The organism is Algoriphagus alkaliphilus (assembly GCF_900103735.1).
GTDB classification, from domain to species: Bacteria; Bacteroidota; Bacteroidia; order Cytophagales; family Cyclobacteriaceae; genus Algoriphagus; species Algoriphagus alkaliphilus.
Genome location: NZ_FMXE01000006.1, coordinates 168,308 through 195,002, shown reverse-complemented (window position 1 = coordinate 195,002; position 26,695 = coordinate 168,308). Strand labels below are relative to the sequence as shown.

The 26,695-nt window shown below is 42.3% G+C and carries 26 protein-coding genes, 4 tRNA genes and 1 other RNA gene; 13 read left to right on the top strand and 18 right to left on the bottom strand.

The annotated features are described in order from the left end of the window. Positions 1–85 precede the first annotated feature (85 nt). From BLQ81_RS05550 to BLQ81_RS05535, 4 genes are all read left to right on the top strand, one after another. Positions 86–158: transfer RNA gene (locus BLQ81_RS05550), tRNA-Lys, on the top strand. Positions 159–235: 77 nt separating this feature from the next. Further along, positions 236–309 (top strand) — tRNA-Pro (locus tag BLQ81_RS05545). Positions 310–338: 29 nt separating this feature from the next. After that, positions 339–412 (top strand) — tRNA-Arg (locus tag BLQ81_RS05540). 49 nt (positions 413–461) lie between these two features. Further along, positions 462–534: transfer RNA gene (locus BLQ81_RS05535), tRNA-Lys, on the top strand. Positions 535–574: 40 nt separating this feature from the next. On the opposite strand, the gene BLQ81_RS05530 is transcribed toward BLQ81_RS05535, so the two are convergent. Both BLQ81_RS05530 and gap read right to left on the bottom strand, forming a co-directional pair. Further along, the gene (locus tag BLQ81_RS05530) at positions 575–1,195 is read right to left on the bottom strand and encodes an LON peptidase substrate-binding domain-containing protein (RefSeq protein WP_092728952.1); all 621 of its coding nucleotides are present in this window, start codon (positions 1,193–1,195) and stop codon (positions 575–577) included. A 99-nt stretch (positions 1,196–1,294) separates the two neighbouring features. Further along, positions 1,295–2,299, bottom strand: a complete 1,005-nt coding sequence (gene gap, locus BLQ81_RS05525) for a type I glyceraldehyde-3-phosphate dehydrogenase (protein ID WP_092728951.1) — start codon at positions 2,297–2,299, stop codon at positions 1,295–1,297. 253 nt (positions 2,300–2,552) lie between these two features. Here gap and BLQ81_RS05520 point away from each other — a divergent pair, with 253 nt between their 5' ends. Continuing rightward, positions 2,553–3,425 (top strand): S1 family peptidase, encoded by an 873-nt coding sequence (locus tag BLQ81_RS05520; RefSeq protein WP_092728950.1) that lies wholly within the window; start codon positions 2,553–2,555, stop codon positions 3,423–3,425. Positions 3,426–3,463: 38 nt separating this feature from the next. Here BLQ81_RS05520 and BLQ81_RS05515 read toward each other — a convergent pair whose 3' ends face one another. From BLQ81_RS05515 to BLQ81_RS05490, 5 genes are all read right to left on the bottom strand, one after another. After that, positions 3,464–5,695, bottom strand: coding sequence for an NADP-dependent isocitrate dehydrogenase (locus tag BLQ81_RS05515; protein ID WP_092728949.1), 2,232 nt, complete (start codon positions 5,693–5,695; stop codon positions 3,464–3,466). 170 nt (positions 5,696–5,865) lie between these two features. Beyond that, on the bottom strand, positions 5,866–6,663 hold the full coding sequence (locus tag BLQ81_RS05505) for an amidohydrolase (protein ID WP_092728947.1): 798 nt from the start codon (positions 6,661–6,663) through the stop codon (positions 5,866–5,868). After that, a complete protein-coding gene (gene def, locus BLQ81_RS05500; protein WP_092728946.1) occupies positions 6,663–7,217 on the bottom strand; it encodes a peptide deformylase in 555 nt (184 codons plus the stop codon). The genes BLQ81_RS05505 and def overlap by 1 nt, the downstream gene beginning before the upstream one ends. Then, the gene (gene ruvX / locus BLQ81_RS05495) at positions 7,214–7,627 is read right to left on the bottom strand and encodes a Holliday junction resolvase RuvX (protein ID WP_092728945.1); all 414 of its coding nucleotides are present in this window, start codon (positions 7,625–7,627) and stop codon (positions 7,214–7,216) included. Before ruvX ends, def begins: the two co-directional genes overlap by 4 nt. Beyond that, positions 7,627–8,385: a hemerythrin HHE cation-binding protein gene (locus BLQ81_RS05490; RefSeq protein ID WP_092728944.1), complete on the bottom strand. Its 759-nt coding sequence runs from the start codon at positions 8,383–8,385 to the stop codon at positions 7,627–7,629. Before BLQ81_RS05490 ends, ruvX begins: the two co-directional genes overlap by 1 nt. Positions 8,386–8,539: 154 nt before the next feature. Between BLQ81_RS05490 and BLQ81_RS05485 the strand changes: the two genes are divergently transcribed. Next, entirely contained in the window at positions 8,540–10,192 is a 1,653-nt protein-coding gene (locus tag BLQ81_RS05485) for a S41 family peptidase (RefSeq protein ID WP_092728981.1), read from the top strand. A 100-nt stretch (positions 10,193–10,292) separates the two neighbouring features. Continuing rightward, positions 10,293–10,730: a VOC family protein gene (locus tag BLQ81_RS05480; RefSeq protein WP_245693182.1), complete on the top strand. Its 438-nt coding sequence runs from the start codon at positions 10,293–10,295 to the stop codon at positions 10,728–10,730. A 61-nt stretch (positions 10,731–10,791) separates the two neighbouring features. Here the strand turns inward: BLQ81_RS05480 and BLQ81_RS05475 are convergent, their stop codons facing one another. Continuing rightward, complete coding sequence (locus tag BLQ81_RS05475; protein ID WP_245693181.1) at positions 10,792–11,523, bottom strand: nitroreductase family protein; 732 nt, start codon at positions 11,521–11,523, stop codon at positions 10,792–10,794. 90 nt (positions 11,524–11,613) lie between these two features. On the opposite strand from BLQ81_RS05475, the gene BLQ81_RS05470 reads away from it, so the two are divergent. After that, positions 11,614–13,104: a DUF5687 family protein gene (locus BLQ81_RS05470; RefSeq protein WP_092728942.1), complete on the top strand. Its 1,491-nt coding sequence runs from the start codon at positions 11,614–11,616 to the stop codon at positions 13,102–13,104. Further along, positions 13,101–13,796: an ABC transporter ATP-binding protein gene (locus tag BLQ81_RS05465; RefSeq protein WP_092728941.1), complete on the top strand. Its 696-nt coding sequence runs from the start codon at positions 13,101–13,103 to the stop codon at positions 13,794–13,796. Before BLQ81_RS05470 ends, BLQ81_RS05465 begins: the two co-directional genes overlap by 4 nt. 15 nt (positions 13,797–13,811) lie before the next feature. Here BLQ81_RS05465 and BLQ81_RS05460 read toward each other — a convergent pair whose 3' ends face one another. Next, positions 13,812–14,165, bottom strand: coding sequence for a hypothetical protein (locus tag BLQ81_RS05460; protein WP_092728940.1), 354 nt, complete (start codon positions 14,163–14,165; stop codon positions 13,812–13,814). A 480-nt stretch (positions 14,166–14,645) separates the two neighbouring features. Between BLQ81_RS05460 and BLQ81_RS05455 the strand changes: the two genes are divergently transcribed. After that, complete coding sequence (locus BLQ81_RS05455) at positions 14,646–15,323, top strand: Fic family protein (RefSeq protein ID WP_092728939.1); 678 nt, start codon at positions 14,646–14,648, stop codon at positions 15,321–15,323. Positions 15,324–15,373: 50 nt separating this feature from the next. Here the strand turns inward: BLQ81_RS05455 and ssrA are convergent. After that, positions 15,374–15,775, bottom strand: a transfer-messenger RNA (tmRNA) gene (gene ssrA, locus BLQ81_RS05450). 326 nt (positions 15,776–16,101) lie between these two features. Here ssrA and BLQ81_RS05445 point away from each other — a divergent pair. Together BLQ81_RS05445 and BLQ81_RS05440 are read left to right on the top strand one after the other, a co-directional pair. Beyond that, positions 16,102–17,244 carry a DNA polymerase III subunit gamma/tau gene (locus BLQ81_RS05445; RefSeq protein WP_092728938.1) on the top strand — a complete coding sequence of 381 codons (1,143 nt, stop codon included), beginning with the start codon at positions 16,102–16,104 and terminating at the stop codon, positions 17,242–17,244. 137 nt (positions 17,245–17,381) lie between these two features. After that, positions 17,382–17,837 (top strand): hypothetical protein, encoded by a 456-nt coding sequence (locus BLQ81_RS05440; protein WP_092728937.1) that lies wholly within the window; start codon positions 17,382–17,384, stop codon positions 17,835–17,837. Here BLQ81_RS05440 and BLQ81_RS05435 read toward each other — a convergent pair. From BLQ81_RS05435 to BLQ81_RS05420, 4 genes are all read right to left on the bottom strand, one after another. Beyond that, on the bottom strand, positions 17,834–18,826 hold the full coding sequence (locus BLQ81_RS05435) for a DUF3078 domain-containing protein (protein ID WP_092728936.1): 993 nt from the start codon (positions 18,824–18,826) through the stop codon (positions 17,834–17,836). The genes BLQ81_RS05440 and BLQ81_RS05435 overlap by 4 nt on opposite strands. Positions 18,827–18,849: 23 nt before the next feature. Continuing rightward, the gene (locus BLQ81_RS05430) at positions 18,850–20,427 is read right to left on the bottom strand and encodes a lytic transglycosylase domain-containing protein (protein ID WP_092728935.1); all 1,578 of its coding nucleotides are present in this window, start codon (positions 20,425–20,427) and stop codon (positions 18,850–18,852) included. A 61-nt stretch (positions 20,428–20,488) separates the two neighbouring features. Further along, a complete protein-coding gene (locus BLQ81_RS05425; protein ID WP_092728934.1) occupies positions 20,489–21,133 on the bottom strand; it encodes an O-methyltransferase in 645 nt (214 codons plus the stop codon). Between the two features lie 3 nt (positions 21,134–21,136). After that, positions 21,137–22,366, bottom strand: a complete 1,230-nt coding sequence (locus BLQ81_RS05420; RefSeq protein WP_092728933.1) for a M16 family metallopeptidase — start codon at positions 22,364–22,366, stop codon at positions 21,137–21,139. A 133-nt stretch (positions 22,367–22,499) separates the two neighbouring features. Between BLQ81_RS05420 and BLQ81_RS05415 the strand changes: the two genes are divergently transcribed. Then, entirely contained in the window at positions 22,500–23,789 is a 1,290-nt protein-coding gene (locus BLQ81_RS05415; protein WP_092728932.1) for an aminopeptidase P family protein, read from the top strand. 203 nt (positions 23,790–23,992) lie between these two features. Here BLQ81_RS05415 and tsf read toward each other — a convergent pair whose 3' ends face one another. From tsf to rplM, 4 genes are all read right to left on the bottom strand, one after another. Then, a complete protein-coding gene (gene tsf, locus BLQ81_RS05410) occupies positions 23,993–24,823 on the bottom strand; it encodes a translation elongation factor Ts (RefSeq protein ID WP_092728931.1) in 831 nt (276 codons plus the stop codon). Between the two features lie 117 nt (positions 24,824–24,940). Continuing rightward, complete coding sequence (gene rpsB / locus BLQ81_RS05405; protein ID WP_092728930.1) at positions 24,941–25,702, bottom strand: 30S ribosomal protein S2; 762 nt, start codon at positions 25,700–25,702, stop codon at positions 24,941–24,943. Positions 25,703–25,740: 38 nt separating this feature from the next. After that, positions 25,741–26,127 (bottom strand): 30S ribosomal protein S9, encoded by a 387-nt coding sequence (gene rpsI / locus BLQ81_RS05400; RefSeq protein ID WP_092728929.1) that lies wholly within the window; start codon positions 26,125–26,127, stop codon positions 25,741–25,743. Between the two features lie 11 nt (positions 26,128–26,138). After that, the gene (rplM, locus tag BLQ81_RS05395) at positions 26,139–26,582 is read right to left on the bottom strand and encodes a 50S ribosomal protein L13 (protein ID WP_092728928.1); all 444 of its coding nucleotides are present in this window, start codon (positions 26,580–26,582) and stop codon (positions 26,139–26,141) included. Between the last annotated feature and the right edge of the window lie 113 nt (positions 26,583–26,695).

The following is a 26,695-nucleotide window of genomic DNA, read 5'->3' as shown; positions in this document are numbered from 1 at the left end:
TATTGATCTGGCAAAAAGCAAGTCTGATTAGTCAATTTGGAAGATTTAAGAAAGCTAAAAGAAGTTTTCAATTTGTGAAATAAATGATTCTGTAGCTCAGCTGGTAGAGCAATACACTTTTAATGTATGGGTCCTGGGTTCGAATCCCAGCGGGATCACAATTTTAATTCGCAAGGAGTTAAAATTCTCAGTGAGTTAACAAACTGGTTGGAAGTAAGTAAGAAAAAAAAGTCTTCGGGGTGTAGCGTAGCCCGGTATCGCGCCACATTTGGGATGTGGAGGTCGTAGGTTCGAATCCTGCCACCCCGACTTAATTAATAACTAGAAGTAGTTATCCTGGTCCGCTAGCTCAGCTGGATAGAGCAACTGCCTTCTAAGCAGTAGGTCTTAGGTTCGAATCCTAAGCGGATCACAAAAGAAATGAGCGGAATTCGTTCCGCTTTTTTGTTTAATTAAAATATGATTCTGTAGCTCAGCTGGTAGAGCAATACACTTTTAATGTATGGGTCCTGGGTTCGAATCCCAGCGGGATCACTAAAGCAGACTAGAAATGGTCTGCTTTTCTTATTTTACATTAAAAATTCAAGGGGTCTAAATACTTGTGGTGTCCATTTAACTTAATTTTTTCTTTAGCGCTTTCCACTGCTTTTATTACTGGGATCATTCGCTTGAAGTGATTTATTAAAAAATTCGTTCTTTCACTTTCTGATTCCATTTGAAGAAGTTCTAGCTCTTCTTCCAATCGCAATCCAACCTTATGGGCAAAGGTGAAGGAATTGACCAAAAGATGGTCATACTCCACTTCAAAATTCAGCAGGTGAAGCATCTCCTTCAGGTAAAAAATAAACTCATGATGCTGTACATCTGTAATCTTTGGGTCGTCCTTGAGAAAGTCCACTTTTCCTCCCGAATAGAGTTTACCGCGCATTGGATTGTCAAAGGTCAAAATTTTGAATGCTCTCAATCCTCTCGTCTGAATATCCAATCGACCATCATCATAGCGCTTGTTTATTTTTTCCAATATGACTTCAGTCCCATAACCACTCAGTTGATTGGTAAAAACACAAATACCAAAACTTGTTTTATTCTCTTCTACATCAGCTAGGAGTTCCTGATACCTTGGCTCGAAGATGTGAAGGTTTAATTCTTCGCCCGGGAAGGCAACGAGTTTGAGTGGGAAAAAAGGGAGGTACATGTTGGATCTTTTAGATGGTAACTTTTCAACAACTATTTGGTTGCCGATTTCAATCCTTCTGCAGCAAAAAAGCCCCGAATCTCTTCGAGGCTTTTTAATTTATTTATTCGCGATGTAAGCGAGAAGCTCTATCACTTTGTTGGAATAACCCCATTCGTTGTCATACCAAGACACAATTTTGACAAATGTGTCGGACAGTTGAATTCCTGCTCCCGCATCAAAAATAGAGGTTCTGGAATCTCCAAGGAAATCAGTGGAAACGACCTCATCTTCGGTATATCCCAAAACACCTTTCATGGTAGTCTCAGACACTTCCTTCATTTTAGCACAGATTTCAGCATATTTTGCCGGCTTTTTCAGTCTCACCGTCAAATCAACGACAGAGACGTTAGGAGTCGGCACGCGGAATGCCATACCGGTCAATTTCCCGTTCAATTCAGGGATTACCTTGCCCACCGCTTTAGCGGCACCGGTAGAGGATGGTATGATATTTTGACTGGCTCCACGTCCACCTCTCCAATCTTTGGCAGATGGACCATCCACTGTCTTTTGAGTGGCTGTAGTCGCGTGAACGGTAGTCATCAGTCCTTCTTCGATGCCCCAGTTGTCATTCAACACCTTGGCGATAGGAGCCAAACAGTTGGTCGTGCAAGACGCGTTGGAGACGAACACCATATCAGAAGTGTATGAGCTTTCATTTACACCCATTACAAACATCGGTGTATCGTCTTTAGATGGGGCAGACATGATTACTTTTTTAGCACCTGCATCAATATGACCCTGAGCAGTCTCTTTTGTAAGAAAAATTCCCGTGCACTCGATCACATAATCGGCTCCAACTTCACCCCACTTTAGGGCAGCAGGGCTTTTTTCTGCAGTCACTCGGATTTTATTTCCATTCACGATTAAGGATCCATCTTTTACTTCCACTGTTCCTTTAAACTGACCGTGAGTTGAGTCATATTTTAGCATGTATGCCATGTAGTCTACATCGATCAAGTCATTGATAGCTACTACTTGCATGTCTTCCCTTTCTTGCGCTACGCGAAAGGCGAGTCGTCCGATTCTTCCGAATCCGTTGATTCCTACTTTAATTTTGCTCATAAGTATTGTTGATTTTGAATATAGGTTTGATTTCACAAACTTGGTCCGGAAGCCACGTTTGGCTAAAATATCCTGACTTTTGGCTAAGTTATTACAAATAAACGGTTAGCCCAAACTTCTTGCAGGTGGTTACAGATCCAAATGCTATTTGGATAATTTCAATCGATTTCGTGCTAAAATATTTTTAGAATCAATTTGAAAGTTGATTCTTTGGGAAATAAAGAAGAGTTTAAAAATCAATTAACGCTAGCCCATGTTTGTAAATGCCATACAGCGAGTCGCCGGATTTACTCGTGCAATTCATTCCATTTCAAGAAATTTCGGAAGCACCAAAGTCGAGCGGGGAGCTGCTACACTTTTTTTTGTAAATCAGGAAGGATGGGCCTTGACCTGCAAGCATGTCGCTCAATGGCTTACTCAAGCCGACGCCATCAATAAAAAATATGAGCAATATCAGAATGAATCCAAAAACTTAAATACTGGGCAGAAGAAGGCTTTGGCTAAAAGAATGGGCTTGGATGAGTCAAAAACTGCTGAGATGAAAGTGACCTTTGTCGATTGTGTGGATCATATTTCCAACATTCGTTTTTTCCTTCATCCCGAATATGACCTTGCAGTTTTGAAATTTGAAGGATTTCAAAAGGTTTCTATTTCCGGGAATCCACTCTTTTTAAAAGAAGATCAAAGTGCTCAGCCAGGTGCGATGCTCTGTCGATTGGGGTTTCCATTTCCTGAGTTTTCCAACTTTCAACTTAATACAGAAAAAGAGACCCTGGAGTGGACAAAAATTGGTCAACCCAGATCTCCCCGCTTTCCCATTGAAGGGATGCTGACTCGATTTTTGGGAGATAAAGCCGGAAAAGTATATGGAATAGAGATGAGCACACCGGGTCTACGGGGCCAAAGTGGTGGTCCTTTATTTGATCCGGAAGGTAGAATAGTAGGAATGCAAAGCCGTACAAAGCATTTGTATTTGGGGTTTGATATCGAAGAGAAAGAAGTGATTGCCCATGGTAAAGTCAAAAAAGTAAATGATTATGCATTTATCCATTTAGGAGAATGCATTCACGTTTCGGTGATCAAAGAGTTTCTCAGGAAAAATGAAGTAAGCTTTGAGGAAGGGTAATAAAAAAGCCGGATCAGATAGACCCGGCCGATAGTTGATTAAATCAAGGAAGTTAGGATTTCGTTGAAGGTCTTACTTGGCCGCATGGCAATGGAGGTTTTGGATACATCTGGTCTGAAGTACCCCCCGATATCCACCGGTTTACCTTGAGAGCTATTGTACTCCTCTACAATCTTGGCCTCATTTTCTTCCAAAGCTTTCGCTATTGGGGCAAATTTCGAGCGTAGTCCTGCATCTTTCTTCTGTGAGGCCAATTCCTCTGCCCAGTATAATGCAAGGTAAAAGTGTCCGCCTCGATTGTCTAATTTACCTGCCACCCGTGCCGGTGACTTGTCATTTTCCAGCCATTTTCCGGTTGCCTTATCAAGGGTTTCAGCTAGTAACAGTGCTTCGGGATTATTGAATGTCTGACCTAAATGTTCTAGGGACACTGCAAGTGCCAAAAATTCACCCAAAGAATCCCATCTCAAGTGACCTTCTTCGGTAAATTGTTCCACATGCTTCGGTGCAGAACCGCCCGCACCCGTTTCGAATAAGCCTCCCCCATTCATGAGTGGCACGATGGAGAGCATTTTAGCAGAAGTTCCAACTTCCAAAATCGGGAACAAATCCGTCAAATAATCTCTCAATACATTTCCGGTTACGGAAATGGTATCTTTTCCTTCTTTGATGCGCTGGCAGGAGAAAATGGTCGCTTCTACTGGAGGCATGATGTGAATCTCCAAGCCTGTTGTGTCATGATTTGGCAAATATTGATTCACTTTATTGATCAATTCTGCATCGTGTGCACGCTGTGCGTCTAGCCAGAAAACAGCCGGAGTATTCGAAAGTCTTGCTCTTGATACAGCTAACTTTACCCAATCCTGAATTGGAGCGTCTTTGGTCTGGCACATTCTCCAGATATCACCTGCTTCCACTTGGTGTGAAAGCAAAACAGTTCCTTTGTCATCAATTACTTTTACAGTTCCGGAGAAAGGAACCTCAAAGGTTTTGTCATGCGAACCATATTCTTCCGCCTTTTGGGCCATCAAGCCTACATTGGGCACACTCCCCATCGTGGCGGGATTGAAGGCTCCGTTGTCTTTGCAAAAGTCAATCGTCGCCTGATAAACTCCGGCATACGATCTGTCAGGAATCACCGCTTTAGTGTCTTGCAGTTTGCCGGTCTTATTCCACATTTGACCGGAAGTACGGATCATGGCAGGCATGGATGCGTCGATGATTACATCGCTTGGGACGTGAAGGTTAGTGATTCCTCTGTCAGAATTCACCATCGCCACATCGGGGCTTTCTGCATAGCAAGCCTCGATATCTGCGAGAATATCCGCTTTCTTCTCGGCCGGTAGCTTTTCCAGATTGGCTAAAAGATCACCAAAACCGTTGTTCACGTCCACTCCAAGGGAATCGAACGTTTCACCATGTTTTTCAAATACCGGCTCAAAAAACACCTTTACCGCATGACCAAAAATGATCGGATCTGAGACCTTCATCATGGTAGCTTTTAGGTGCAGTGAAAAGAGAACACCTTTAGATTTTGCATCAGCTTTGGCTTTTTTAAAGAAAGCTTTTAAAGCAGAGATACTTAGCGTAGCAGCATCGACTACTTCACCCTCCATTAACTTTAATCCGGCTTTTAAAGTCTCTTTTTTTCCATCTTCACCAACCAACTCTATGTTGACCGATGTGGCAGAAGCTGTGGTCAGTGATTTCTCGCTGCCATAAAAATCCCCCTCTGTCATGCTATCCACATGTGTTTTGGAATCTGCAGACCACTTACCCATAGAATGGGGATGCTGTCTGGCGTAGTTTTTCACAGCCAAAGGTGCCCGTCGGTCGGAATTCCCCTCGCGCAGGACAGGATTTACAGCAGAGCCTTTGATCTTGTCATATTTGATTTTAATATTTTTTTCTTCTTCCGATTTTGGCTCTTCGGGATATTCAGGAAGCGCAAACCCTTGGGATTGAAGCTCCTTGATTGCAGCTTTCAACTGAGGGACAGAAGCCGAAATATTTGGAAGTTTTACAATGTTGGCCTCGGGAGTGGTTGCGATTTTCCCCAGTTCAGCGAGATCGTCTTTGATTCGCTGTTCTGGTTTTAGGTTTTCTGAAAAAGTCGCGATAATTCTTCCTGAAAGAGAAATGTCACGGGTTTCCACCTGAACTCCGGCGGATTTGGTGAATGCTTGAACAATAGGCAGAAGCGAATACGTCGCTAAGGCTGGAGCCTCATCGGTCAGCGTGTAGAGGATTTTTGGAGTTTGGTTACTCATAGTTTAAGGAATGCTAAAAAGGATTGGCCTGTTTCGCTTTTTGGAGGTTTGGCTGGACAGCCATCAGGTGAAAAGGATAACAGGGTCGAAATTTATGGGCCTAAAATACGAAAATTAGGTTTGTTTCAAATTCCGCTTAAGGAAAGGTTCGGTGTTAATTGTTTTCTGATCTAGAGGATTTGAAAGGAATCCGCATCTCTCCATGCCGGAAATTTGGAGCGGTATTCGTCCAACTCGTTGGCTGAAAACGAAACAATTTCAATTTTTTCTTTTTCTGCTAAATCTAGAATTTTCTCCCCCTTAAAATTATAAGCGGCGGAATGTCCATTATAAGAAATCCCCTTTCCATCGATGCCTACTCGATTCACTCCAATGGAAAAGGATAAGTTTTCAATAGCCCGCGCCGGCAAAAGAGCATCCCATGCCGAAACTCGGGAAGCGGGCCAAGAGGCGACAAAAAAAACAATGTCATACCCAGCGTTTCCCTGATCCCAACCATTTCTTGACCAAACCGGAAATCTCAAATCATAACAAACCTGAGGGCAAAATTTCCAGCCTTTGAGCGAGAACACCGGTAGTTTTTTTCCGGCAGAAAATGTTTCCTCCTCCTTGGCCATTCGGAACAGGTGCCGCTTGTCATAATGCTCCACGATTCCCTCCGGATTTACCCAAAGCAGCCGGTTAAAAAACTTTCCCCCTTCGGAAATAATCGCACTGCCTGTAAGCGTAGCCTGAGTTTGCGCCGCGAGTTGTTTCATCCATTTGCAAACAGTCAGATTCATCGGTTCTGCCAGTTTTGAAGCGTCCATGCTGAATCCGGTAGGAAACATTTCCGGAAGGATGATTAGATCTGCCTTTCCTTTTAATCCCCAGATTTTCTCCTCCAGCATGGCCAGATTGGCGGTTTTGTCCTCCCAGTGTAGGTCAGTCTGGACCAAGGCAATGCGGATTTCGGGGATTTTTTCCATTATCTCAACGGATAGATCATGCGGTAATCTGTGGATATTTTTCCTTTACTGACATCTATAAGCTTAGACTGGATCAGCCGTTTTTTCAGTCCTTTCAGATAGTCGATAAAAAGTATCCCTTCCAAATGGTCGTATTCATGTTGGATAACCCTTGCAGTCATTCCTGAGAACTCTTCTTCCTTGAGATTCCAATTTTCATCGTAATACTCGATGGTCAATTTATCTGGTCGAATGATTTCTGCACGGACTTCGGGAATACTCAGACATCCTTCCTCGAAGCTGTAGTCATCCCCATATTCATCCAGAATAATCGGGTTAATAAAGGCCCTTCGTATTCCTTTTTCTTCATCTTTTTCGTCCAGCATCAAGGTGCTGTCAATGACAAAAAGGCGAACACCTTGATTGATCTGCGGAGCAGCCAGTCCGACGCCATTTGCAAAATCCATGGTCGCGTACATGTCATTGATCAGGGCTTTAATATCTGTGCCTTCAGCAATTTCTTCCGCTTCTTTTTTCAGGATGGGATTGCCGTAAGCAACTATAGGGTAAATCATTGTCTTTCGAGATAGGATTGTAAGATAATTGCTGCTGATACTTTGTCCAGGTTGCCGGCTTTTTCGATTCGGTCTTTCTTTTTGCTGCCCATGGCAATCATGCTTTGCATGGCAATTTTGGAAGTGAATCGCTCATCCACCAGGACTATTTTTTTCTCCGGAAAATTTTTTTCCAGCTCTTCTTTCAGTTTCATTACTCGTGGAGTCATCTCATTATCCTGACCGTTGAGACGGATGGGAAGACCGAGGACAAATGCCTCAACCTCTTCCTTTACACAGTAAGCTTTGAGATAGTTCATCAGTTGACCAGTCTCGATTGTTTCTAAGGGATTGGCCAGAATTTTCAATGGATCGGTAACAGCCAATCCAGTGCGCTTAGTTCCAAGATCTATAGCAAGGACTCTTGGCATCAGTTGGTCTGGATTTTCTTTCGGATTCTCCGAAGGGCTTCTTTTTCTAATTCAACCGCTTTTGGAAAAAGTAATTCATCTTCGATTTTAGCATGAATAGAAAGTTCCCGCTCGAAGTTTTGAAGTTCATGGAATAGGACTTTCATCGTCAAGGGTGCATTTTCTTCCAATACATAGTCTTTGGTCAGACGGCGGATTCCTTCCATTTCGTCATCATGGATTTCATGCTGGTCAGCTAGCATGTGAATGGGGTCTTTTTCCAAAATCGTCAACGCGTCCTGTATTTTGAAATGGCCATCTTCTATATCCTGAAGAAGCTCAATTCGCTTGAAGAGACGACTTTCTTCTTCATGGATGTGATGAATAAAGTCGTCGACAAAAAGTGGAAACATAATCTTCAAGTCGGCTAGCAAGGCTCCAAATTCCTGTTCCGGCTTAATGCCAGAAATGAGATTGGAAAGAAAAGGGAGTTCTTGGCGGACAAAGTAGTAGTGCTTCTTTTTTAAGTAGGCGACCAGAAGCTCGATTGGGTTCAGGTAGAGTTCTTCCGGGGTAGGGTCTTTTCGTTTTGCCCAAGATTCCAATTCGGAGATCAGAACTCTAGGCTCGACTTTATGTTTTTTACAAACTTTCTCCAGCGAATCTGTAGGGTACTGATAAAAACTGATTCCGAAATAGTGTAAAACAGCTGCAAGAACGTAGTTTTCAGAAACTAATTCCCCCACTGAAGTCTTTTCGAAATCCCGATTCAAGTACATTGCACAAAAATAATTTTTTTTGAACGAAAAAAAGGGAATTAATCTGACCTTTATCTAGACCTGTCGTATAAACAATCGTTAATTTTATCTAAAATCTGCATTTCGCAAGATCATTTTGCTGTAGTTTGAGTTATTGAATAAAAATCGAGAAATAGTGAGCGAGACCAAAAACACAAAATCACAAATCCGTCTTCCAATCATTCTTGCCTTAGCTATCTCTGCGGGGATTTGGATCGGAGCGACTTTTGCTGAACCTAAAGGCAACCAAAATGATCTTCGGGCGGCATTGTACAAGCTCCAAGAAATCATGACCTATATCAATCGTGACTATGTGGATAGTGTCAACACGAATGAATTGGTGGAATTTGGTATCACCAAAATGCTTGAAAATCTCGATCCCCACTCCAGTTACATTCCGGCAAGGGATGCCTCATTGGCACAATCTCAATTAGAGGGTGAATTTGACGGTATCGGAGTAGAATTTGGAATTATCCGAGACACGATTTATGTCGTCGCTCCGCTAACCGGGGGACCGTCTGAGGCGCTTGGTATCCAGTCGGGTGATCAAATCATCAGTGTGGATGGAAAAAATGTCGCTGGAATTGGAATCACCAACCGGGATGTGTTTGACTATCTGAGAGGTCCAAGAGGCTCAAAAGTATTGGTGGAGATCAAACGTAAAAATCAACTCAGTCTGATACCGTACGAAATCACACGGGATAAAATCCCGCAATACAGTATCAATGCGTCCTACATGATCAATAATGAGATCGGTTACATCAAAGTGACCCGATTTGCAGCAACGACTTATGAGGAATTCAAAACTTCGCTGGCGCTATTGCAGGGTAAGGGGATGAAAAAGCTGATCATAGATCTCCAGGGAAATCCCGGCGGATACATGGGTGCGGCCATTAATATGGCAGACGAATTACTTGGAGATCGGGACTTGATCGTTTCTCAGGTAGGTAAGGTGAGTCAATATAGCCAAAAGGCTTATGCCTTTAAGCCAGGCATGTTTGAAGAGGGATCTGTCATTGTTTTAATTAATGAAGGTTCGGCTTCAGCATCGGAAATTTTAGCCGGCGCCATTCAGGATAATGATCGTGGACTGATTGTAGGAAGAAGATCTTTTGGAAAAGGCTTGGTTCAAATGCCGATTGATTTGTCAGACGGAGCTGAATTGAGACTGACCATCGCGAGGTATTTTACACCATCAGGAAGATCCATTCAAAAACCTTATGACTCAAATTACGGAGCGTATGAAACAGATCTTCTTAAGCGGTATGAGCACGGGGAGTTTTTCTCCGCCGACAGTATCAAATTTAATGACAGCCTAAAATTCCAAACCAAAAAAGGACGGACAGTTTATGGCGGCGGCGGCATTATGCCGGATTATTTTGTGGCCTTGGACACGACGATGAACAGTCCTTATGTCAACAGGCTGTTTAATACCGATTCCTCCCGGGAGTTTATCCTTGATTTTGTCACAAAAAACAAGGCTGATTTTGCTCAAATGACCTTGGATAAGTATTATACCGATTATAAGGTAAGTGATGCGATGTTGATGGAATTGGTTGAATATGGCAAAAAGAATAAAGTCGAATTTGATGCTAAGGGATTTAACAAATCAAAAGAGTACCTGAGGGTCTTAGTGAAAGCTCACCTTGGTCGTCAAATCTACGATGATAATGCCTTCTATAAAGTGATCAATGATATCAACGAAGTCTATGTTCAGGCGATGAATCTTTTTGGTGAAGCGGATCGAATTTCGATGGCAACCAATCTGAAAGTCGAAGGAGTAGAATAATTTTCACTTAAAATTAAATTCCAGAAGCCAATCCATTTCGGGTTGGCTTTTTCATTTTGAAGAAAAAGGCCTATCATTAAATACATAAACCCAAAAGTCTATGAAAAGCTTGCTTACAATTTCATTATACTTTCTTGTCATGAGCTCCTTTGCACAGATCAAAGTCAACCATATTGCCGTCCATGTTTCCAACCTGAAAAAGAGTATGTCCTTCTATCAAGATGTCTTGGCACTCCAAGAAATCGAAGAGCCTTTCAAAGACGGCTTACATGCCTGGTATGACATCGGTGGAGGGGCTGCGCTACATTTGATCGAGGCACCAAATATCCCCAAGACAGTATCTAAAGTGAATCACCTTTGCTTTAGTATTCCGGATATGAAGGGATTCATAGAAAATATGAATGCTAAAAGTTATCCTTTCGAAAGTTGGGCGGGCGTCAAAGGAGAAGTGACTAATCGGGTGGATGGAATCAAGCAGATTTACATCCAAGATCCGGATGGGTATTGGCTGGAAATCAATGATGACTACGGGAAATAATAAATTTTAAACCCCAATCCTGAGTAGGGCTCCAAGTTCAAAAATTTTGGAGTTCTTCAATTTATTTTTCAAAGACCAATTCCTGATATGGTATTCTGAACCGCGCTCCATAGGTGCCCTCAGGTAAGCCTTTTCCACAGCCGATCACCATGCAAATTTCGGATGGATCAGGTAGATCCAGAAGTTTTTTGATGCGTTTGGAGTCAATTCCCTCCATCGGACAGGTGTCATATCCAGCTGCCTTCATTCCAAGCATGAAAGTCATAGCTGCAAGTGCAGCACTTTTATGAACAGATATTCTGACATCAGTCTCCCCGACTTCCCTGACCATCGGTTTTTTCATTCCAATCCACCAAGCGATGATTTTTTTCAGTAAAGACCAACCTGGATATTTTCCATAAAGTTTGGGAATGAGTACCCCGTAATAGCTCAGTGCTTGCTTCGATTTTTTGTCGGGTTTCCCCTCGTAGATACCTTTGATGTATTTGTAATTAGCCAATGCCCGCGATTTCCAAAGGTCTCGGCGGGTCACCACTACGATAAGCTCGCGTGCTGTAGTAGCCGCTTTTTGATTCATGCACAGGCTGGAAAGGGAATCCTTCAAGGGAGAATTTTCCGGCACCCGGATAAAGTTATACAGTTGAAGATTAGAACTGTTGGGTGAAAGTATGGCGGCCTCAAGACATTTCCTGACGATATCACGATCAAAAGGCTCATTTTGGTCAAAAATCCGAACTGATCGCCTTTGATTTACTGCTTCGAAAAATCCTAACTCCTGTATCATAATCTTCATTTATCCTTTTTTGGGCGTAAATCTTCAAAAATATTTCAAGGTTTAAGCATACTTTGCAGCAAGTAAGAATATCTATTTAAACTCAAACATATGTTTTTTACACTTATCCGATTACAATATTTAAAGAGTTTGCGCTCGACTTCCTTTGCAAAAAGCTTATTGACAAATATCCTACTCGGATTTTTGATGTTAGTCCTCTTGGGATATGTCCTTGGTTTGGGGATTTTACTCAAATCTATTCTGGATATAGCTGCACCCGGAGATGATCATATTGCACTGATCAACAGTTTTATGATTTACTTTTTCCTTGCAGAGTTTCTCTATCGCTATTTTATTCAAAAGCTCCCGGTAATCGAACTGGAAAGTCTACTGCACCTTCCGATTGGGAAGAAAAAGATAATCCAAATGCTCTTGCTGAGATCCTTTGTTTCTCCGCTAAGTATAATTGCGATTTTGCTTTATTTACCATTTACCGTGGAAGTGGTCAGTGCACAATATGGTGCAATGGGAGCCTTGACCTGGCTTGCGGCAATCACCTTGACCAGTTGGACCATTCATTGGTTTATGCTTTGGTTCAAGCAGCGATTTGAGGATAGCCTGATTGGGTTATTTGTCATTTTCCTTGTCCTGGTATTGGGCGCAGGCTCGAGCTACATGGGTTGGTTTAATCTGGGAGAAATCATGAAGCCAGTATTCGACTTTTCCCTGACAAGCCCAATACCATTGGTTGGAATGTTGGCGGTGATGATAGGAGCCTATTTTCTCTGCTTTAAATTCTATGTCTCCAATGCCTATTTGGAAGATTTGTCTGAGGAAGAGGATGTTCGTTTTATCAACCAGTCTATTGGGTTTTTCTCCAGATTTGGTCTCGCAGGTGAGTTGGCAAACTTAGAGTGGAAACTGATTATCCGACATAAGAAGAGTCGGACTTACCTGATGCTTGCCGGGTTCTTTTTACTTTACGGATTGATTTTTTACAAAAATCCAGCATACTCCACAGAGGGTACAGGCATTCATTGGATGTTTGTTTTTGTGGGGATTTTCATCACGGGAATTTTCATGCTTCAATACGCACAGCTTTTTTTGAGTTGGAATTCCGCGAATTTTGATTTTTTCATATCAAAAAAGCATGGCATCGAAGGCTTGGTTAGAGGGAAATACCTCCTTTTTATGGGAGTTTCTTTTCTTTGTCTCCTAGCCTCAATTCCCTACACATTTTTTGGCTGGCAGCTTTTGTTGCTCCACATATGCTGTTTTTTCTTCAACGTTGGGATTTTGATGCATCTGATCATTTACTTTTCCCTTTGGAAACCTAAACCCATGGATCTCAACAAGGGTGCAATGTTTAATTATGAGGGAGTAGGGGCGGCTCAGTTTCTGATGATTCTCCCCATGTTTTTGGCTCCTTATGCAGTTTATTTGCCTTTCGCTTATTTCATTAATGACTATGCAGGATTGCTTGCCTTGGGTATTATTGGCTTACTGGGCTTAATGGCCTTTAAGCCTTTGTCCCAAATCAATATCAACAGAGTACTCAAAAATCGATACGAAATTTCATCTTCCTTCCGTCAAGAATTATGATTCAAATTAGCCAACTTAAAAAACAATATAAAGAAGCTGTCGTCCTCGATGTCGCTACCTTGGAGATTCCTAAAGGGGAATGCTTTGGACTGGTGGGGAATAATGGGGCAGGAAAGACCACCCTATTTCGTATAATTCTTGATCTGGTCAGAGCCACGTCGGGTCATGCCAAAATCAATGGCGAGGATGTGAGTAAAACCGAAGATTGGAAAACTAAAACCGGTGCATATCTTGACGAACACATGCTGTTGGCCTATTTGACGCCAGATGAGTATTTTGAGACTCTGCGAGTGATCTATGGGATGTCAGTCGCAGACCTTAAAAATCACCTCGACCGATTTACCGAATTGTTCAATGATGAGGTGTTGGGCAAAAAGAAATACATCCGCGATCTGTCCAAAGGGAATCTGAAAAAAGTAGGAATAGCAGCGGCCCTGATGGGAAATCCTGAAGTGGTCTTGCTGGATGAACCCTTTGAAAATCTTGATCCGAGCTCTCAGATTCGGCTGAAAAAATTGATCTTGAGAGAAACCGAAAATTCCAAAGTCACCTTTTTGATTTCCAGCCACGATCTCAATCATGTCACGGACATCTGCGAGCGGATTGTACTTCTGGAGAAAGGAAAAGTGATCCGGGACCTCAGAGATAAATCCGAAATGATGGCCGAATTGGAAGCGTATTTTACGGGATAATCGTTTTTCGATTATTTACCGAAGAAAAAAAGTTTCATCGTCACAGATCCGCATGGTCTTGGATACGATACACCCCTTAAAAATATATTCTCCGGGTTGACTTCCTTTATATTTTTTGAGGGATGAGACCGTGCCGGCTTTGCCGCTTACTTCTTCTGAAAACACCACCTGACCATTGATTTCCCAAATCATATTCCATTTGTTAGTAGGTGGAAGGCCTCTGACCACGAGTAAAAGTCCGACACTGTCTTTGAGATTTTGATTAGGTCCTCCTACCACTGTTACCTCTTCCACAGTAAAATCTGAGGGCTCGGGAGGAATAATATTGCAGCCTAAAAGGATAAAAAATAGTAGAGGTAGTTTTTTCATAAGGATATGCCTGAATTTAGAAAGTAACACGCAATGAGAATAAATGGATTTGAAAATTATTGAATTTGATTATCCGCAATCCTGCCAGTAAGAAAGATTAGGCTATATAAAGTTGCGGATAATCGTCCACAGACGACTGTCAACAGTCCACAGCTCGTTTTTTGGAACTTCAAACCTTATTTTATTTTGCTACTGGCAAGAAAGCGGACATACATAGTTATTGAAATATTGTCCTGGAAAAACAAAAAACCTCTCAGAATAACTCATAATGAGGGAGAAAATGTCTTTGTTTCAATCCAAAAGCATTGGGGAAAGTCTTGGATAGGAACTGCTCCGATTAACGTTTTGAATTCAGTTTAATCTGGATACCCTTTCAAGATGCGTCCATTTTTTTTTAATAATCTGGACACGTAGGCAAAAAGTGTCCATTTCGCGGTCAAAAATACCAATTCAGGATTCCGATCGCCGGCTTCTCAGACGATTATAAAAAGGGGAAATAGTGAATTTCGATCCGGAGAGACTATTTATACTCCTCCAAGAGGAGAAAAGCTACTACAAGATTTGATGATGAATTGGCTGACCTATTTGAATGATAGCGAACAGTTCTCGACAGATCCACTACTAAAAATGTGCATTTCCCACTACCAATTTGAGGCCATTCACCCATTTTCGGACGGAAATGGGAGGACAGGTCGTATTCTGAATCTACTGTATCTGGTGCAGGAGAAGTTGCTGAATGTCCCTGTTCTTTACCTTTCAAAATATATCATAGTTCACAAGGAAGACTATTACTATCACTTAGCTGGAGTTACCCAGCGGGGAGATTGGAAAAGTTGGATTCTATATATGTTGGATGCCGTGGAAAACACGTCGATCCTCACACAAGAATTGGTAGAAGGGATTTTTAATCAAATGGAAGCCACGCTTGACTATGGGAAAAGCAAAATCAAGTGGTATTCCAAAGAAGTCAATGAATTGATTTTTTCGCAACCGTACCTGAAAGCCAAGTTTTTGGGAGAATTGTTGGAGGTAAATTCTAGAACCACGCTGACCAAATACTTCGCTGAACTGTCAGATGCGGGAATTCTCTCGCCTAAAAAAGATGGCAAAGAGGTGTATTATGTCAATGAAGAGCTGGTGAGGATTTTAGGGAGGTAAAATCATTGAAATCAATAAAAAAACCTCTCAGAATTATCCGAGAGGCTTTTTTGTGGAGCTGGCGAGATTCGAACTCGCGTCCAGATAAGGAAACACCGTACCGTCTACATGCTTAGTCACCTGTTGTTTTTTCGATCAGAATATGCTGGATGACACACCTCACGCTGACTTAGCTATTGGTCTTAGGCCTGCTTAATAGCATCACAGGCAGCAGTCCGATCAAGTCGACACCCCTTGATCCACCCCGAAAGGACGGGGGGCGGAGGGATGTGGCTGGGGAATCACTCTCGTGACTCAACCCTTTAAGCGATCTATCCTAAGAGGTTAGATTAAGCAGCCATGGCGTAAGAAGTTTCGCCATTTATCGTTCGTATGAATCTTTTAAGGCCGTACATACTCCAGCCTGCATGCGAGCCCGATCTTTACACTTACTGTCAAAACCGGTCAGCCCCATTTTGTTGGGATGACAAAAGTAATTCAAATTTGGTTCAATGTTTGAAAATTTACGAAGTACGAAATACGATTTACGGGTTCATTAGGTAAATCTTCAACTTGAAAGGCTCATTTGACCTCAATCAATTTTCATGGTTTTAACTAAAAATCGAATATCAAACGCTGAACATCGAATAATGAATTAAAATCCCTTCCTCCCAAAATTTTCCAATATTTCAATTTTTCAATTTTCCAATCCCATTTAAAATCAAATCCTTATCTAAAAACTTTCCAAAAGCCTCTTTTTCTGGTCGCCGGAATATCCACTTTTTTATATCTTGCAGCAATGGAAAACTTCGTCGTCTCGGCAAGAAAATACAGACCGGCTGATTTCAAAAGTGTAGTGGGGCAACAGCACATCACCACTACGCTTCAGAATGCGATCAAAAACAATCACCTCGCACAGGCATTTCTCTTTTGCGGACCTCGTGGTGTGGGCAAGACCACCTGTGCCCGGATTCTTGCCAAGACGATCAATTGTGAAAATGTCACCAATAACGAGGCTTGCGGCAAATGTGATTCTTGCGTTTCCTTCCAGAATAATGCTTCTTTCAATATTTACGAGCTTGATGCCGCCTCCAACAACTCGGTAGATGATATCCGTAACCTTGTCGATCAGGTTCGTTATGCGCCTCAAAAGGGCCAATACAAAGTCTATATCATTGACGAAGTTCACATGCTTTCGACTGCGGCCTTCAATGCCTTTTTAAAGACCCTTGAAGAACCCCCGAAGTATGCCATCTTTATTTTGGCTACGACCGAAAAACACAAAATTATCCCCACGATCCTGTCTCGCTGTCAAATTTTTGATTTCAACCGAATTCAGATTAAGCACATAGCCGAGCATTTGAGAGAGATTGCCGAGAAAGAAAAGGTCGATTATGAAGACGAAGCCCTGCGCCTGATAGCCACCAAGGCGGATGGTGCATTGCGGGACGCGCTTTCTATTTTCGACTTAATTGTCACCTATTCTGCCGGCAAAAAAGTCACCTACAAGGAAACTATCGAGAACCTGAACATTCTCGATTATGACTATTACTTTAAAGTTGTGGATGCATTGTTGGCAGAGGACTTGTCCGCAACACTTTTGATTTTTGATGAAATCCTGAAGAAGGGTTTTGACGGTCACAACTTCATAGTGGGATTGAGCGAGCACTTCAGGGATTTGCTGGTTGTCAAAGATGAGGCTACAGTAGAACTACTTCAAGTATCTGAAAGCGCCAAAGAAAGGTACATCCTCCAAACTCAAAAATCCTCCGTTTCTTTTTTGCTTTCTGCCCTAAACATGGCAAACCAGTGCGATATCCATTATAAGGCCAGTAAAAATCAACGATTGCATGTAGAACTGGCCCTAATGAAAATGGCAAAACTTCCGCAAGCCTTTCGACTGGCGACACTATCCAATGCTGAAGCAAAAAAAAAAGCCTGAGTAAACAAGAAGAGGCTGAAAATCCAGAACCTGCATCAATTCAGGCCATAATTCCTGCTGATTTTTCAACTGCGAAAAAAACTCCTTTAAAGACCACTATTTCGATTCCAACCAGTCTATCCCAAACCAAAAAATTGGTGGATGACAAGGCTAGACTGACAGAGGAAGCTGCCGAACGTAAAAGTCAGGAAAAAATAGAAGTTAAGCCGATTGGGACTTCAGTCCCCTTGACACAACTGCTGTTCGATGCACATGTTGTGTCAATTCGGGAGCATTTCAAAAAAAGTGACAAGAATTTTGAGTTGGCAATCCTGGATCAGGAAATCAGAGTTCTTGACGGTGGAGAAGTAGTACTCGAGGTAGTTGGGCACATGCAGGAGGAAATTGCAGGTAAAATGAAATCGGAGTTGGTCGGATTAATCCGTCAATTCACAGGAGCTGATCGCGTTTTGATCACTGTGGAAGTAAAAGAAGAGGTAGAAGGCGGCGTCCCAAAACTTTATACCAACACTGACAAATTCAATTATTTAAGGGAAAAATATCCTGCACTGGCAGAGCTTCAGCAAAAGTTTGGGTTGGAGGCAGATTTTTAAAAATCCAATGAAATCCCAAAATTGATCAGATTTTGAAGTTGAATTGCCTGTTTTGAAGTGCCATCATCCTGCCTGACAAAAACCTCTTCATCGTAAATAAGTGCAGTTTCAATACGGGTGGATATGTATTTATTCACCTTAAGTCTAATGATCGAATTGAAATTTACTACCAGATTGCCAAATCGCTCATAATTGGAGAAGAGATTAAGATCAGCTTTCCAAGTCACATTTTCCATCAATACAAAATCCGCCACTCCTGCGGCAAAAGACATCCCTGCTTCCGCCCGTACATTTTCTCCCGGTGTCACACCAAATGCGCCAACCCGACTGAGAGAGTCATTCAAAACGATTGTAAACCGGCCGGTGAATGGAGAAAGGATAACTGAAAATCGGCTTTTGTTTTGATAGGTTTTCCTATAGTTCAGACCGGTGGAAGATTGCAGGTATCCGGGAGAAAGAAGGTCCGAAATTTTAGTACGTATTTCAAATTCACTTCCCGGTGGGCGGGAATATCTAAATCCTGCCAATAGCTGAGTCCTTGCATCCAACTGTGTGGTCAAATACAACACATCAGAGAGTTGCCGTCCATAATTACTGACGAAAACGAAGTTATCGTTTGATTTTCTCGTTTCGAAATCCCGCTCCCCCTGACGGTTAAATCCCAAGTTTACATTTAGTTGCGTGTCCCAAACTTTGTTGTCTTTCTTGTAGTTGGCAAACAATGCAAAACCCGAATTTAGAGCAAATGAACTTGTTCCTCCGGCTGCCCAATTGCTGAGGGTGACTTGTTGAATATTGAGATTATAATTTCCGCCGGTTTTCCAGAAAACCTCCTTGACCGGTTCATTGACCAAAATCGAATCCCCAAGCATCAGTAAGGTGTCTCCATTGATCAACACTGTGTCGGGAATGATTAATCTATCCTGAGCAACAGCAGAAAGGCTCAGAATAAAAAATAGGATTCCTGTTAAATGAAGATTTCTTAGCATTAATGGGAATTTTGACGAACTGATCAGGGTTTTAAGATAACCAATTTTTGACCTACACTGATGATGTTTTGGCTACCAATACTATTCCATGATTTCAGATTTTCAACGGAAACTCCGTACTTTCTGGAAATAGCAAAAAGTGTTTCTCCTTGAGCAACGGTATGAGTAATCCGTTCTGGTTTATTTACGGATGGCTTTTCCGGCTGTGGCTCCGGCACCATCTGTCCAGGTGCTGTGGTGGCAATTACAGTTCTTGTTTGCGGTGCTGGCTGAGCGATCGGGATGATTGGAATAGCTTCCCCGCGTTTTCTGGGTTCGCGTAGATTCAGAAGCATTCCTGCTTTTAAGTCAGCATCTTTTCTGATCCGGTTTTTGGACTTCAGTGAGGCTAGCCGAACGCCGTATTTTTGTGAAATGGACCAAAGTGTTTCTCCCGGCAATACCAAGTGATTTTCAACTTCCGCACTGGTTTTTTTCTTTTCGGTATAATAGTATTTACCGGTTTCGATTCGCTCATCTGAATTCATGTCGTTCAGACGAAGGAATTTTTTCTCCTTTAATCCTATTTCCTCCGAAAATTTATCTGGAGAAGTACTTTTTGCAGCTAATACACCATCTAATTCATTGACTGTTATTTGGTTCGGCTGGTTTGCATTAGTGGTATTTCCCGAAATTCTCGGATAAGAATTTGCCTGTTTATAGACAGGAGAATTTTTTTCAGCAGCTGTGTAAACGGGTGTTTTCTGAGGGGTATCCTCCGATTTGCTTATGGCAGGTTCCATCGGAAGACTTCCTGCTTTAATGTAAAAAACCGTAAATGTTCCCGCTGGCACTTTTCCGTTTCCAGCCCATTTATTGTACTCCCTGAGATGTTCTTCACTTACGCCTAATCGCTTGGAAAGTGTGGCCAAAGTGACTGGTCCCTGTACTTTCATTTCTACTAACTGTCGGTTGGAAACGAACATTCCAATTTGATTCTCAAAGGCTATTTTATGTGCCAGAAATTTTTTGAAATACCAATGCGTATTGCGATCGACTTCAATGACTTTCTTCCCTGAATACTGATTTCCGAAGTAGGCTTTTGCTCCACCTAGCCCCATTTGATAAGAAACCAACGCCGTCATCCAGTTGTCGAGAGAACTATTGTGCTTTCTGAGATATAGAGCAGCCCCACGGGAGGAGGTTGCTATGTTTTTGCGATCGTCTACCTGTGCATCTACCCGAAGTCCTACCTCCTCTGCCGTACCTTGCTTGAACTGCCAAAAGCCAACCGCATTTGAAGTTGAAACGGCATCAGGTATCAACCCGCTTTCCTGGATCACAAGGTACTTTAAGTCCTCCGGGACACCCAGACTTTTCAACTCGCGCTCCACTATGGGCATATAGAGGTTGATTCGGTCTTGTTTTACTTTGAAATAGGTTGGATTGCGGTATTGAGCATCCACGTCCAATTGGATTTCGCGTTGCGCTTGCGGGGTAATCTTTACAGTCAAGTCTGCAAATTCAAGTTGTGCAGGAACTTGTGGAATCTGAGCAAGTAGCGAGTGCGTACAGAGCATTAAGAAAAAAAAGGATAACAGTGTGAATTGCAGGAATTTCATCGAAAGGGTCTTTCGTTTTATTTACCCCTATTATGCAAAAATGATTCCCTTTTTGCAGCAATCAGAGTTTTCTGGCCATGAGTACTCCGTCCCGGATGGGAAGCAGGATATTTTCAACCCTAGGATCGTCCTGTATTTTTTGGTTGAACGCTAATAGAGCCCTGGTGTCTTTATCTATTTTCTGTCCCTCTTCGACGAGGATTTTTCCTGACCAAAGCACATTGTCAGCCAAAATGATTCCCCCACTTGGGACTTTGTCAATGATCAAATCGAAATATTCCGAATAATAAAACTTGTCGGCGTCAATGAACACCATGTCAAATGGGCCATCTAAAGTGGGGATGATTTCCCGGGCATTTCCCAATCGATAATCGATTTGATCTGCCAGTCCACTTTCTTCGAAAAACCCCCTCACCATCGACTCTAGCTCATCATTGATATCTAAGGTGATCAATTTTCCTCCGGATTTTAGTCCTCTCGCCAGACAAATCCCCGAATAGCCGGTATAGGTGCCAATTTCCAGAATTGTCTTTGGGCTGAGCATTTTTGCGAAAAGCTCCAGCATCTTTCCCTGCAGATGCCCTGATATCATGCGGGGCATCAGGACTTTGGACTGAGTCTCCCGGGTGATTTTCTTCAAAAGCGGATCTTCAGAACTGGTGATCGATTCACAATATGCCAGAAGTGCCGGGTCAATAAATTCCATTTTTTAATTTGGGGTATAAATCAAATAACTGAGCTGCTCAGGACTGAAAATATCCTGTGCGATCTCCTGAATTTCTTCAGCCGTAGTCGATCGTATTTTTTCAAAGATCAAATCCAAAGGATCGATTTTTCCATGATCGATCAGGCTTTTGCCATAGACCAACATGAGTGCAGCATAGTTTTCCTCAGCCATTGCCATCTGCCCGATGGCTTGTTCCTTGGCCATGTGAAGTTGTATGTATCCGAGTTTTTTGTTTCGGAGCTTCTCCATTTCCCGATGAACAATGGTCAGGGATTTTTTGAGCGTCTTTTCTTCGGTGCCAAAGAAAATGCCAAAGAATCCAGTGTCTGAAAAGGCCTGATAACTTGACTCAATGCTATACACGTATCCGTGATTTTCCCGCAGGGAAAGATTCAGACGGCTGTTCATCGTGGGTCCACCGAGGATATTATTCAGGAGGTAAAGCTTGAACCGATTTGGGTCATGAAGTGAATAGGCAGGTCGACCGATGGCGCAAAGGGACTGGGTGACATCCCGCTTGACAGTTTTTCGCTTAGGATGGTAATCATGAAATCCGCTTCTTACATACAAAGTGTGCTTTGGCTTGATTTCATTTAAAGCTCCTTCAATTCCTTTTAGGGCCTTCTCAAACGTGATATTTCCAACTACCGAAAACACGATTTCGGAAGTGTCCAATCGGGAGGAAATGAATTCGAAGAAATCCTGCTGGGAAAATCTGGATACGGTATCCTCTGTGCCAAGAATATTTCTGCCCAAGGCGTGATTTTCAAATACCAACTCGTCCAGTTCATCCTGAATTGAATCATCCGGAGAATCCCGGTACATCGCCATTTCTTCCAGGATCACCTGACGTTCTTTTTCGATTTGCTTGGCAGGGAAAGTACTGTTGAACGTAATGTCAAAAAGTAATTCAGCCGCCTTGTTGTAATGTTCTTTTAGAATTGAGGCGTAAAAGCAGACTTTTTCCTTAGTGGTATAGGCATTCAATTCTCCACCGAGTGATTCGAGACGGTTGATGATGTGGAATGTTTTACGCTTGTGGGTGCCCTTGAAGGCCATGTGTTCCCAGAAGTGCGCTAATCCCTCCAATTCCTTATCCTCATCTCTGCTTCCTATATTCAAGATAAAGCCACAGTGAACCACTCGTGTGTGTGTAACTTGCTGATGAACAATACGAATCCCGTTGGATAGTTCTTTGATATTTAACTGCATGCTGTTAATCTGTCTCCTCTTCGGAAAATACACATAAATGCTAAAACTGTAATGATGGGAATTTAATTCAGGAAAGGTGTGAATTGTTAACTTTAGGCTGAAAATAATTGATAGAAATATTCTCCACAGACTAATGAAATATTCTCCATTACCAAAAGATCTCTATATCCGTAACCGTGCAAAGTTCGCTGCAAAATTGGCAAAAAACTCAGTAGCAATTTTTAATTCCAACGACATCATGCCGACTAATGCTGACGGCACGATGAAATTTCGCCAAAACAATGACCTGTTTTATTTGTCTGGGATAGCTCAGGAGGAAACCATCTTATTGATTGCGCCTGATTGTCCAAATCCTGCAATGCGGGAAGTGCTTTTTCTGAGAGAAACGAATGAGTTGATTGCTGTCTGGGAAGGACATAAGTACACCAAAGAAGAGGCTGAAGCGGCGTCAGGAATTAAAAATATTCAATGGCTTTCGAATTTTGATCAGGTCTTGAATACAGTCGTTTCTCTTTCTGAGCGGATTTATCTGAATACCAATGAGCACCTTCGAGCGGGAGTCGTTGTAGAAACTCGGGATGCTCGATTTATCAAAGCTTGTAAGGAGAAGTTTCCGCTGCACGTCTTTGACCGGGCGGCACCGATCATGCATGAGCTTCGTGGGAAAAAGGAAAAAGGGGAAATTGATCAGCTCCAAATCGCCTGTGACATTACAGAGAAAGGTTTCAGAAGGATTCTTTCTTTCGTCAAACCGGGTGTGACCGAATATGAAATCGAGGCAGAATTTCTACATGAGTTTGTAAGAAACAGAAGTAAGGGTTTCGCCTACGAACCGATCATCGCTTCCGGTGCCTCTGCCTGTGTACTTCATTACATCGAAAACAGCAAAGCTTGTCTCGATGGAGAAATGCTTCTTATGGACGTAGGAGCGGAATATGGAAACTACAATGCTGACATGACTCGAACCATTCCTGTCAGCGGGCGATTTTCGACAAGGCAGCGAGCTGTTTACGATGCTGTATTACGTGTTCAGCGTGAGGCTTCAAATATTTTAAGACCAAGCACCAATATTCAGGATTATCATAAGGAAGTTGGCTTGATTATGCAGTCGGAATTAATCGGATTAGGCTTGATCGATCAAACTGATATTCAAAATCAGGATCCTGCTTTGCCAGCTTACAAAAAGTACTTTATGCATGGGACTTCCCATCATTTGGGTTTGGATGTGCATGACGTGGGAACAATGTATAATCCAATCACACCGGGAATGGTGTTTACCGTAGAACCTGGGATTTACATACCTGCAGAGGGAATCGGGATTCGATTGGAAAACAATATTGTGATCCAAGAAAACGGATTCTTGGACCTGATGCGCAATATCCCGATTGAGGCGGGAGAGATTGAGGAGTTGATGAATTCGTGAATATAAATACATTTAGACTTATTACCCTTCGACTCCGCTCAGGGTAACAGTCGTGTCAGACTGAGCGGGGTCGAAGTCCACTTCAAAAGTTGAATTAAAAAACCTTTTGTAAGTTTTGAAATGTAATTCTAAAAGACGTATTAAACAGAAAACCCTCTCAGATCGCTCCGAGAGGGTTTTTTATTCGAATGTAATCGGAAAAATTAACCGATTGAGATTCTCTTGAATGCATTTACAGTCATTCCTTTGCTTACACCATCAAGGTATTGAGCAATTGACTTGGAGCTGTCTTTCACAAACTGCTGGCTCAACAACGTGTTTTCTTTGTAGAACTTCTGCAATTTGCCCATCGCGATTTTTTCAAGCATTTCTTCTGGCTTGCCTTCCGCTCTAGCTTGCTCCTTACCGATTTCGATTTCACGCTCGATTGTAGAAGCATCTACACCGTCTTTGTCAACAGCAACAGGATTCATTGCAGCAATCTGCATTGCTACGTCCTTACCTGCTTCTTCTACGTCAGTTCCGGAGGTATTCACAAGTCCTACCAATACACCCAATTTACCATTGGAGTGAACGTAAGAAACTACAGTCTCAGCAGTAATGATTTCGAAATGAGAAATATCGATTTTCTCGCCGATTTTTCCGGTCATTTCGATAATCTTTTCTGCGATAGTGATATTTTCAAAAGGAAGAGCTAATGCAGCTTCTTTGGAAGTCGCGCCATTTGATACTGCGATATCAATCAATGTATTTGCAAAAGCTCCAAATTCTTCATTTTTAGCCACGAAGTCAGTCTCACAAGTCAAAGAAAGAAGCGTTCCTTTTGCACCGTTTTCAGTTACGCGGGTTGCTACAACACCTTCTTTGGTCTCACGGTCAGCTCTGGATGCAGATACTTTTTGACCTTTTTTTCTGAGGATGTCTACTGCTTTTTCGAAGTCGCCTTCAGCTTCAGTCAAAGCTTTTTTGCAGTCCATCATACCGGCACCGGTCATTTGTCTCAGTTTGTTTACGTCTTGTGCAGTGATTGCCATTGTTGTGATCTGTTTATTTTTTTAAACTGGATATTTTCGTTGTTCTGGATAAAACAAAAAATTGAACATCGACCTAGGCCGGATGTTCAATCTTTTACTTATAAAATCAATTGTGGATTATTCTTTTGTTTCAGCGTCCACAGCTCTTTTTGCTTCTTCCTCTTCAGTGACTTTAGCATCGTCTTTGTCTCTTTTGCGCTCAGACAGTCCTTCTTCGATTGCAGCACCAAATGCTTTTACCAATAAAGAGACTGACTTGAATGCATCGTCATTGGCTGGGATAGGGAATTCCACCTCGTTCGGGTTGGAGTTTGTATCAACCAATGCGAAAACAGGGATGCCAAGCTTTTGAGCTTCAGCGATAGCGATGTGTTCTCTTTTGATATCCACAACAAAGAGGGCTGCAGGAAGTCTGCTTAGATCAGCAATACCGCCCAACACGCTTTCCATTTTCTCTTTATCGCGACTTACCATAAGACGCTCTTTTTTTGCCAAGTTCTTGTAAGCATCTTCTTTCATCAATTTATCGAGGGAAGACATCTTTTTCAATGACTTGCGTATGGTAGCGAAGTTGGTCAACATACCACCTAACCATCTTTCGGTCACGTAAGGCATATTCAGACGCTGAGCTTCAGCTGCTACTAAGTCTTTGGCTTGTTTTTTCGTAGCGACAAACATGATTTTTTTGCCGGAACGAACGATTTGCTTCACCGCGTTGGATGCTTCTTCGAGGCAGGCGAGCGTTTTGTTGAGGTCGATAATGTGGATACCGTTCTTCTCCATAAAGATATATGGAGACATTCTTGGATCCCACTTTCTCGTCAAGTGTCCGAAATGGACACCAGCATCCAGTAAGTCTTTGTATTCGATTTTTGACATGAATGAAATAGTTTTCTATTGATTGAAGTAGATTCCGATTAACGCTTGGAGAACTGGAATTTCCTTCTTGCTTTTCTACGTCCTGGCTTCTTACGCTCGACCATTCTTGGATCACGGGTAAGAAACCCTTCTTTTTTCAATGCAGGTCTGTGTTCTGCATCGAATTCGCACAAAGCTCTGGAGATAGCCATACGGGCTGCTTCTGCCTGACCTTTGATTCCACCGCCGTCTACATTGATCTGAATATCGTAGTTACCGTCCACGCCCACTAGGGTCAATGGCTGCTTCACCACGATCTGATGCAGATCAAATGGGAAATAAACTTCCAATGCTTTGTTGTTGACGGTAATTTTGCCATTTCCTGGTCCCATATAAATACGGGCTACAGAGGTCTTTCTTCTACCGATTTTGTTGATCATTTCCATGATTTAGGAGATTAAAGTGTGATGGCTTTAGGCTGCTGTGCTGCATGCGGATGTTCCGCACCTTCATACACGTACAGATTACCGTACAATTTGCTTCCCAATCGGTTTTTAGGCAACATGCCTCTGACAGCTTTCTCAATCAAGATTGTCGAAGACTTCTGCTTCAACATTCTGGGGGTTGAGATTCGCTGCCCACCTGGGTAACCGGTATGACGCACGTAAACTTTTGCGTCCCACTTGTCACCTGTTAGCCTGACTTTGTCAGAGTTAATTACAATGACATTGTCACCGCAATCAACGTTAGGAGTGAAGCTAGGCTTCGTCTTTCCTCGCAAGATTTTTGCTACCTCACTCGCCAATCGTCCTAGAATCGCAGCTTGGGCATCCACTACCACCCACTGCTTTTCTACTGTGGAAGAATTGGCTGAGATGGTTTTATAGCTCAGAGTATCCACTGTGTAACTGTTTAATTTTTAGCTTGTTATTAATTTATCGACCCCAAAAAGGGACACAAAGATAGAAGTATTTTATTTTTGATGCAAACTATTTCCAATCCTAAGTCCTAATT

Coding starts and splice junctions, on each gene's coding strand:
- gap (WP_092728951.1), bottom strand. CDS start 2,299: ATGAGCAAAATTAAAGTAGGAATCAACGGATTCGGAAGAATCGGACGA.
- BLQ81_RS05470 (WP_092728942.1), top strand. CDS start 11,614: ATGTTTTTTACACTTATCCGATTACAATATTTAAAGAGTTTGCGCTCG.
- BLQ81_RS05505 (WP_092728947.1), bottom strand. CDS start 6,663: ATGGAAAAAATCCCCGAAATCCGCATTGCCTTGGTCCAGACTGACCTA.
- BLQ81_RS05420 (WP_092728933.1), bottom strand. CDS start 22,366: ATGCAGTTAAATATCAAAGAACTATCCAACGGGATTCGTATTGTTCAT.
- BLQ81_RS05515 (WP_092728949.1), bottom strand. CDS start 5,695: ATGAGTAACCAAACTCCAAAAATCCTCTACACGCTGACCGATGAGGCT.
- BLQ81_RS05415 (WP_092728932.1), top strand. CDS start 22,500: ATGAAATATTCTCCATTACCAAAAGATCTCTATATCCGTAACCGTGCA.
- ruvX (WP_092728945.1), bottom strand. CDS start 7,627: ATGCCAAGAGTCCTTGCTATAGATCTTGGAACTAAGCGCACTGGATTG.
- BLQ81_RS05425 (WP_092728934.1), bottom strand. CDS start 21,133: ATGGAATTTATTGACCCGGCACTTCTGGCATATTGTGAATCGATCACC.
- tsf (WP_092728931.1), bottom strand. CDS start 24,823: ATGGCAATCACTGCACAAGACGTAAACAAACTGAGACAAATGACCGGT.
- BLQ81_RS05430 (WP_092728935.1), bottom strand. CDS start 20,427: ATGAAATTCCTGCAATTCACACTGTTATCCTTTTTTTTCTTAATGCTC.
- BLQ81_RS05530 (WP_092728952.1), bottom strand. CDS start 1,195: ATGTACCTCCCTTTTTTCCCACTCAAACTCGTTGCCTTCCCGGGCGAA.
- rpsI (WP_092728929.1), bottom strand. CDS start 26,127: ATGGAAATGATCAACAAAATCGGTAGAAGAAAGACCTCTGTAGCCCGT.
- BLQ81_RS05435 (WP_092728936.1), bottom strand. CDS start 18,826: ATGCTAAGAAATCTTCATTTAACAGGAATCCTATTTTTTATTCTGAGC.
- BLQ81_RS05445 (WP_092728938.1), top strand. CDS start 16,102: ATGGAAAACTTCGTCGTCTCGGCAAGAAAATACAGACCGGCTGATTTC.
- def (WP_092728946.1), bottom strand. CDS start 7,217: ATGATTTACCCTATAGTTGCTTACGGCAATCCCATCCTGAAAAAAGAA.
- BLQ81_RS05480 (WP_245693182.1), top strand. CDS start 10,293: ATGAAAAGCTTGCTTACAATTTCATTATACTTTCTTGTCATGAGCTCC.
- BLQ81_RS05475 (WP_245693181.1), bottom strand. CDS start 11,523: ATGAAGATTATGATACAGGAGTTAGGATTTTTCGAAGCAGTAAATCAA.
- rpsB (WP_092728930.1), bottom strand. CDS start 25,702: ATGTCAAAAATCGAATACAAAGACTTACTGGATGCTGGTGTCCATTTC.
- BLQ81_RS05465 (WP_092728941.1), top strand. CDS start 13,101: ATGATTCAAATTAGCCAACTTAAAAAACAATATAAAGAAGCTGTCGTC.
- BLQ81_RS05460 (WP_092728940.1), bottom strand. CDS start 14,165: ATGAAAAAACTACCTCTACTATTTTTTATCCTTTTAGGCTGCAATATT.
- BLQ81_RS05490 (WP_092728944.1), bottom strand. CDS start 8,385: ATGTACTTGAATCGGGATTTCGAAAAGACTTCAGTGGGGGAATTAGTT.
- BLQ81_RS05520 (WP_092728950.1), top strand. CDS start 2,553: ATGTTTGTAAATGCCATACAGCGAGTCGCCGGATTTACTCGTGCAATT.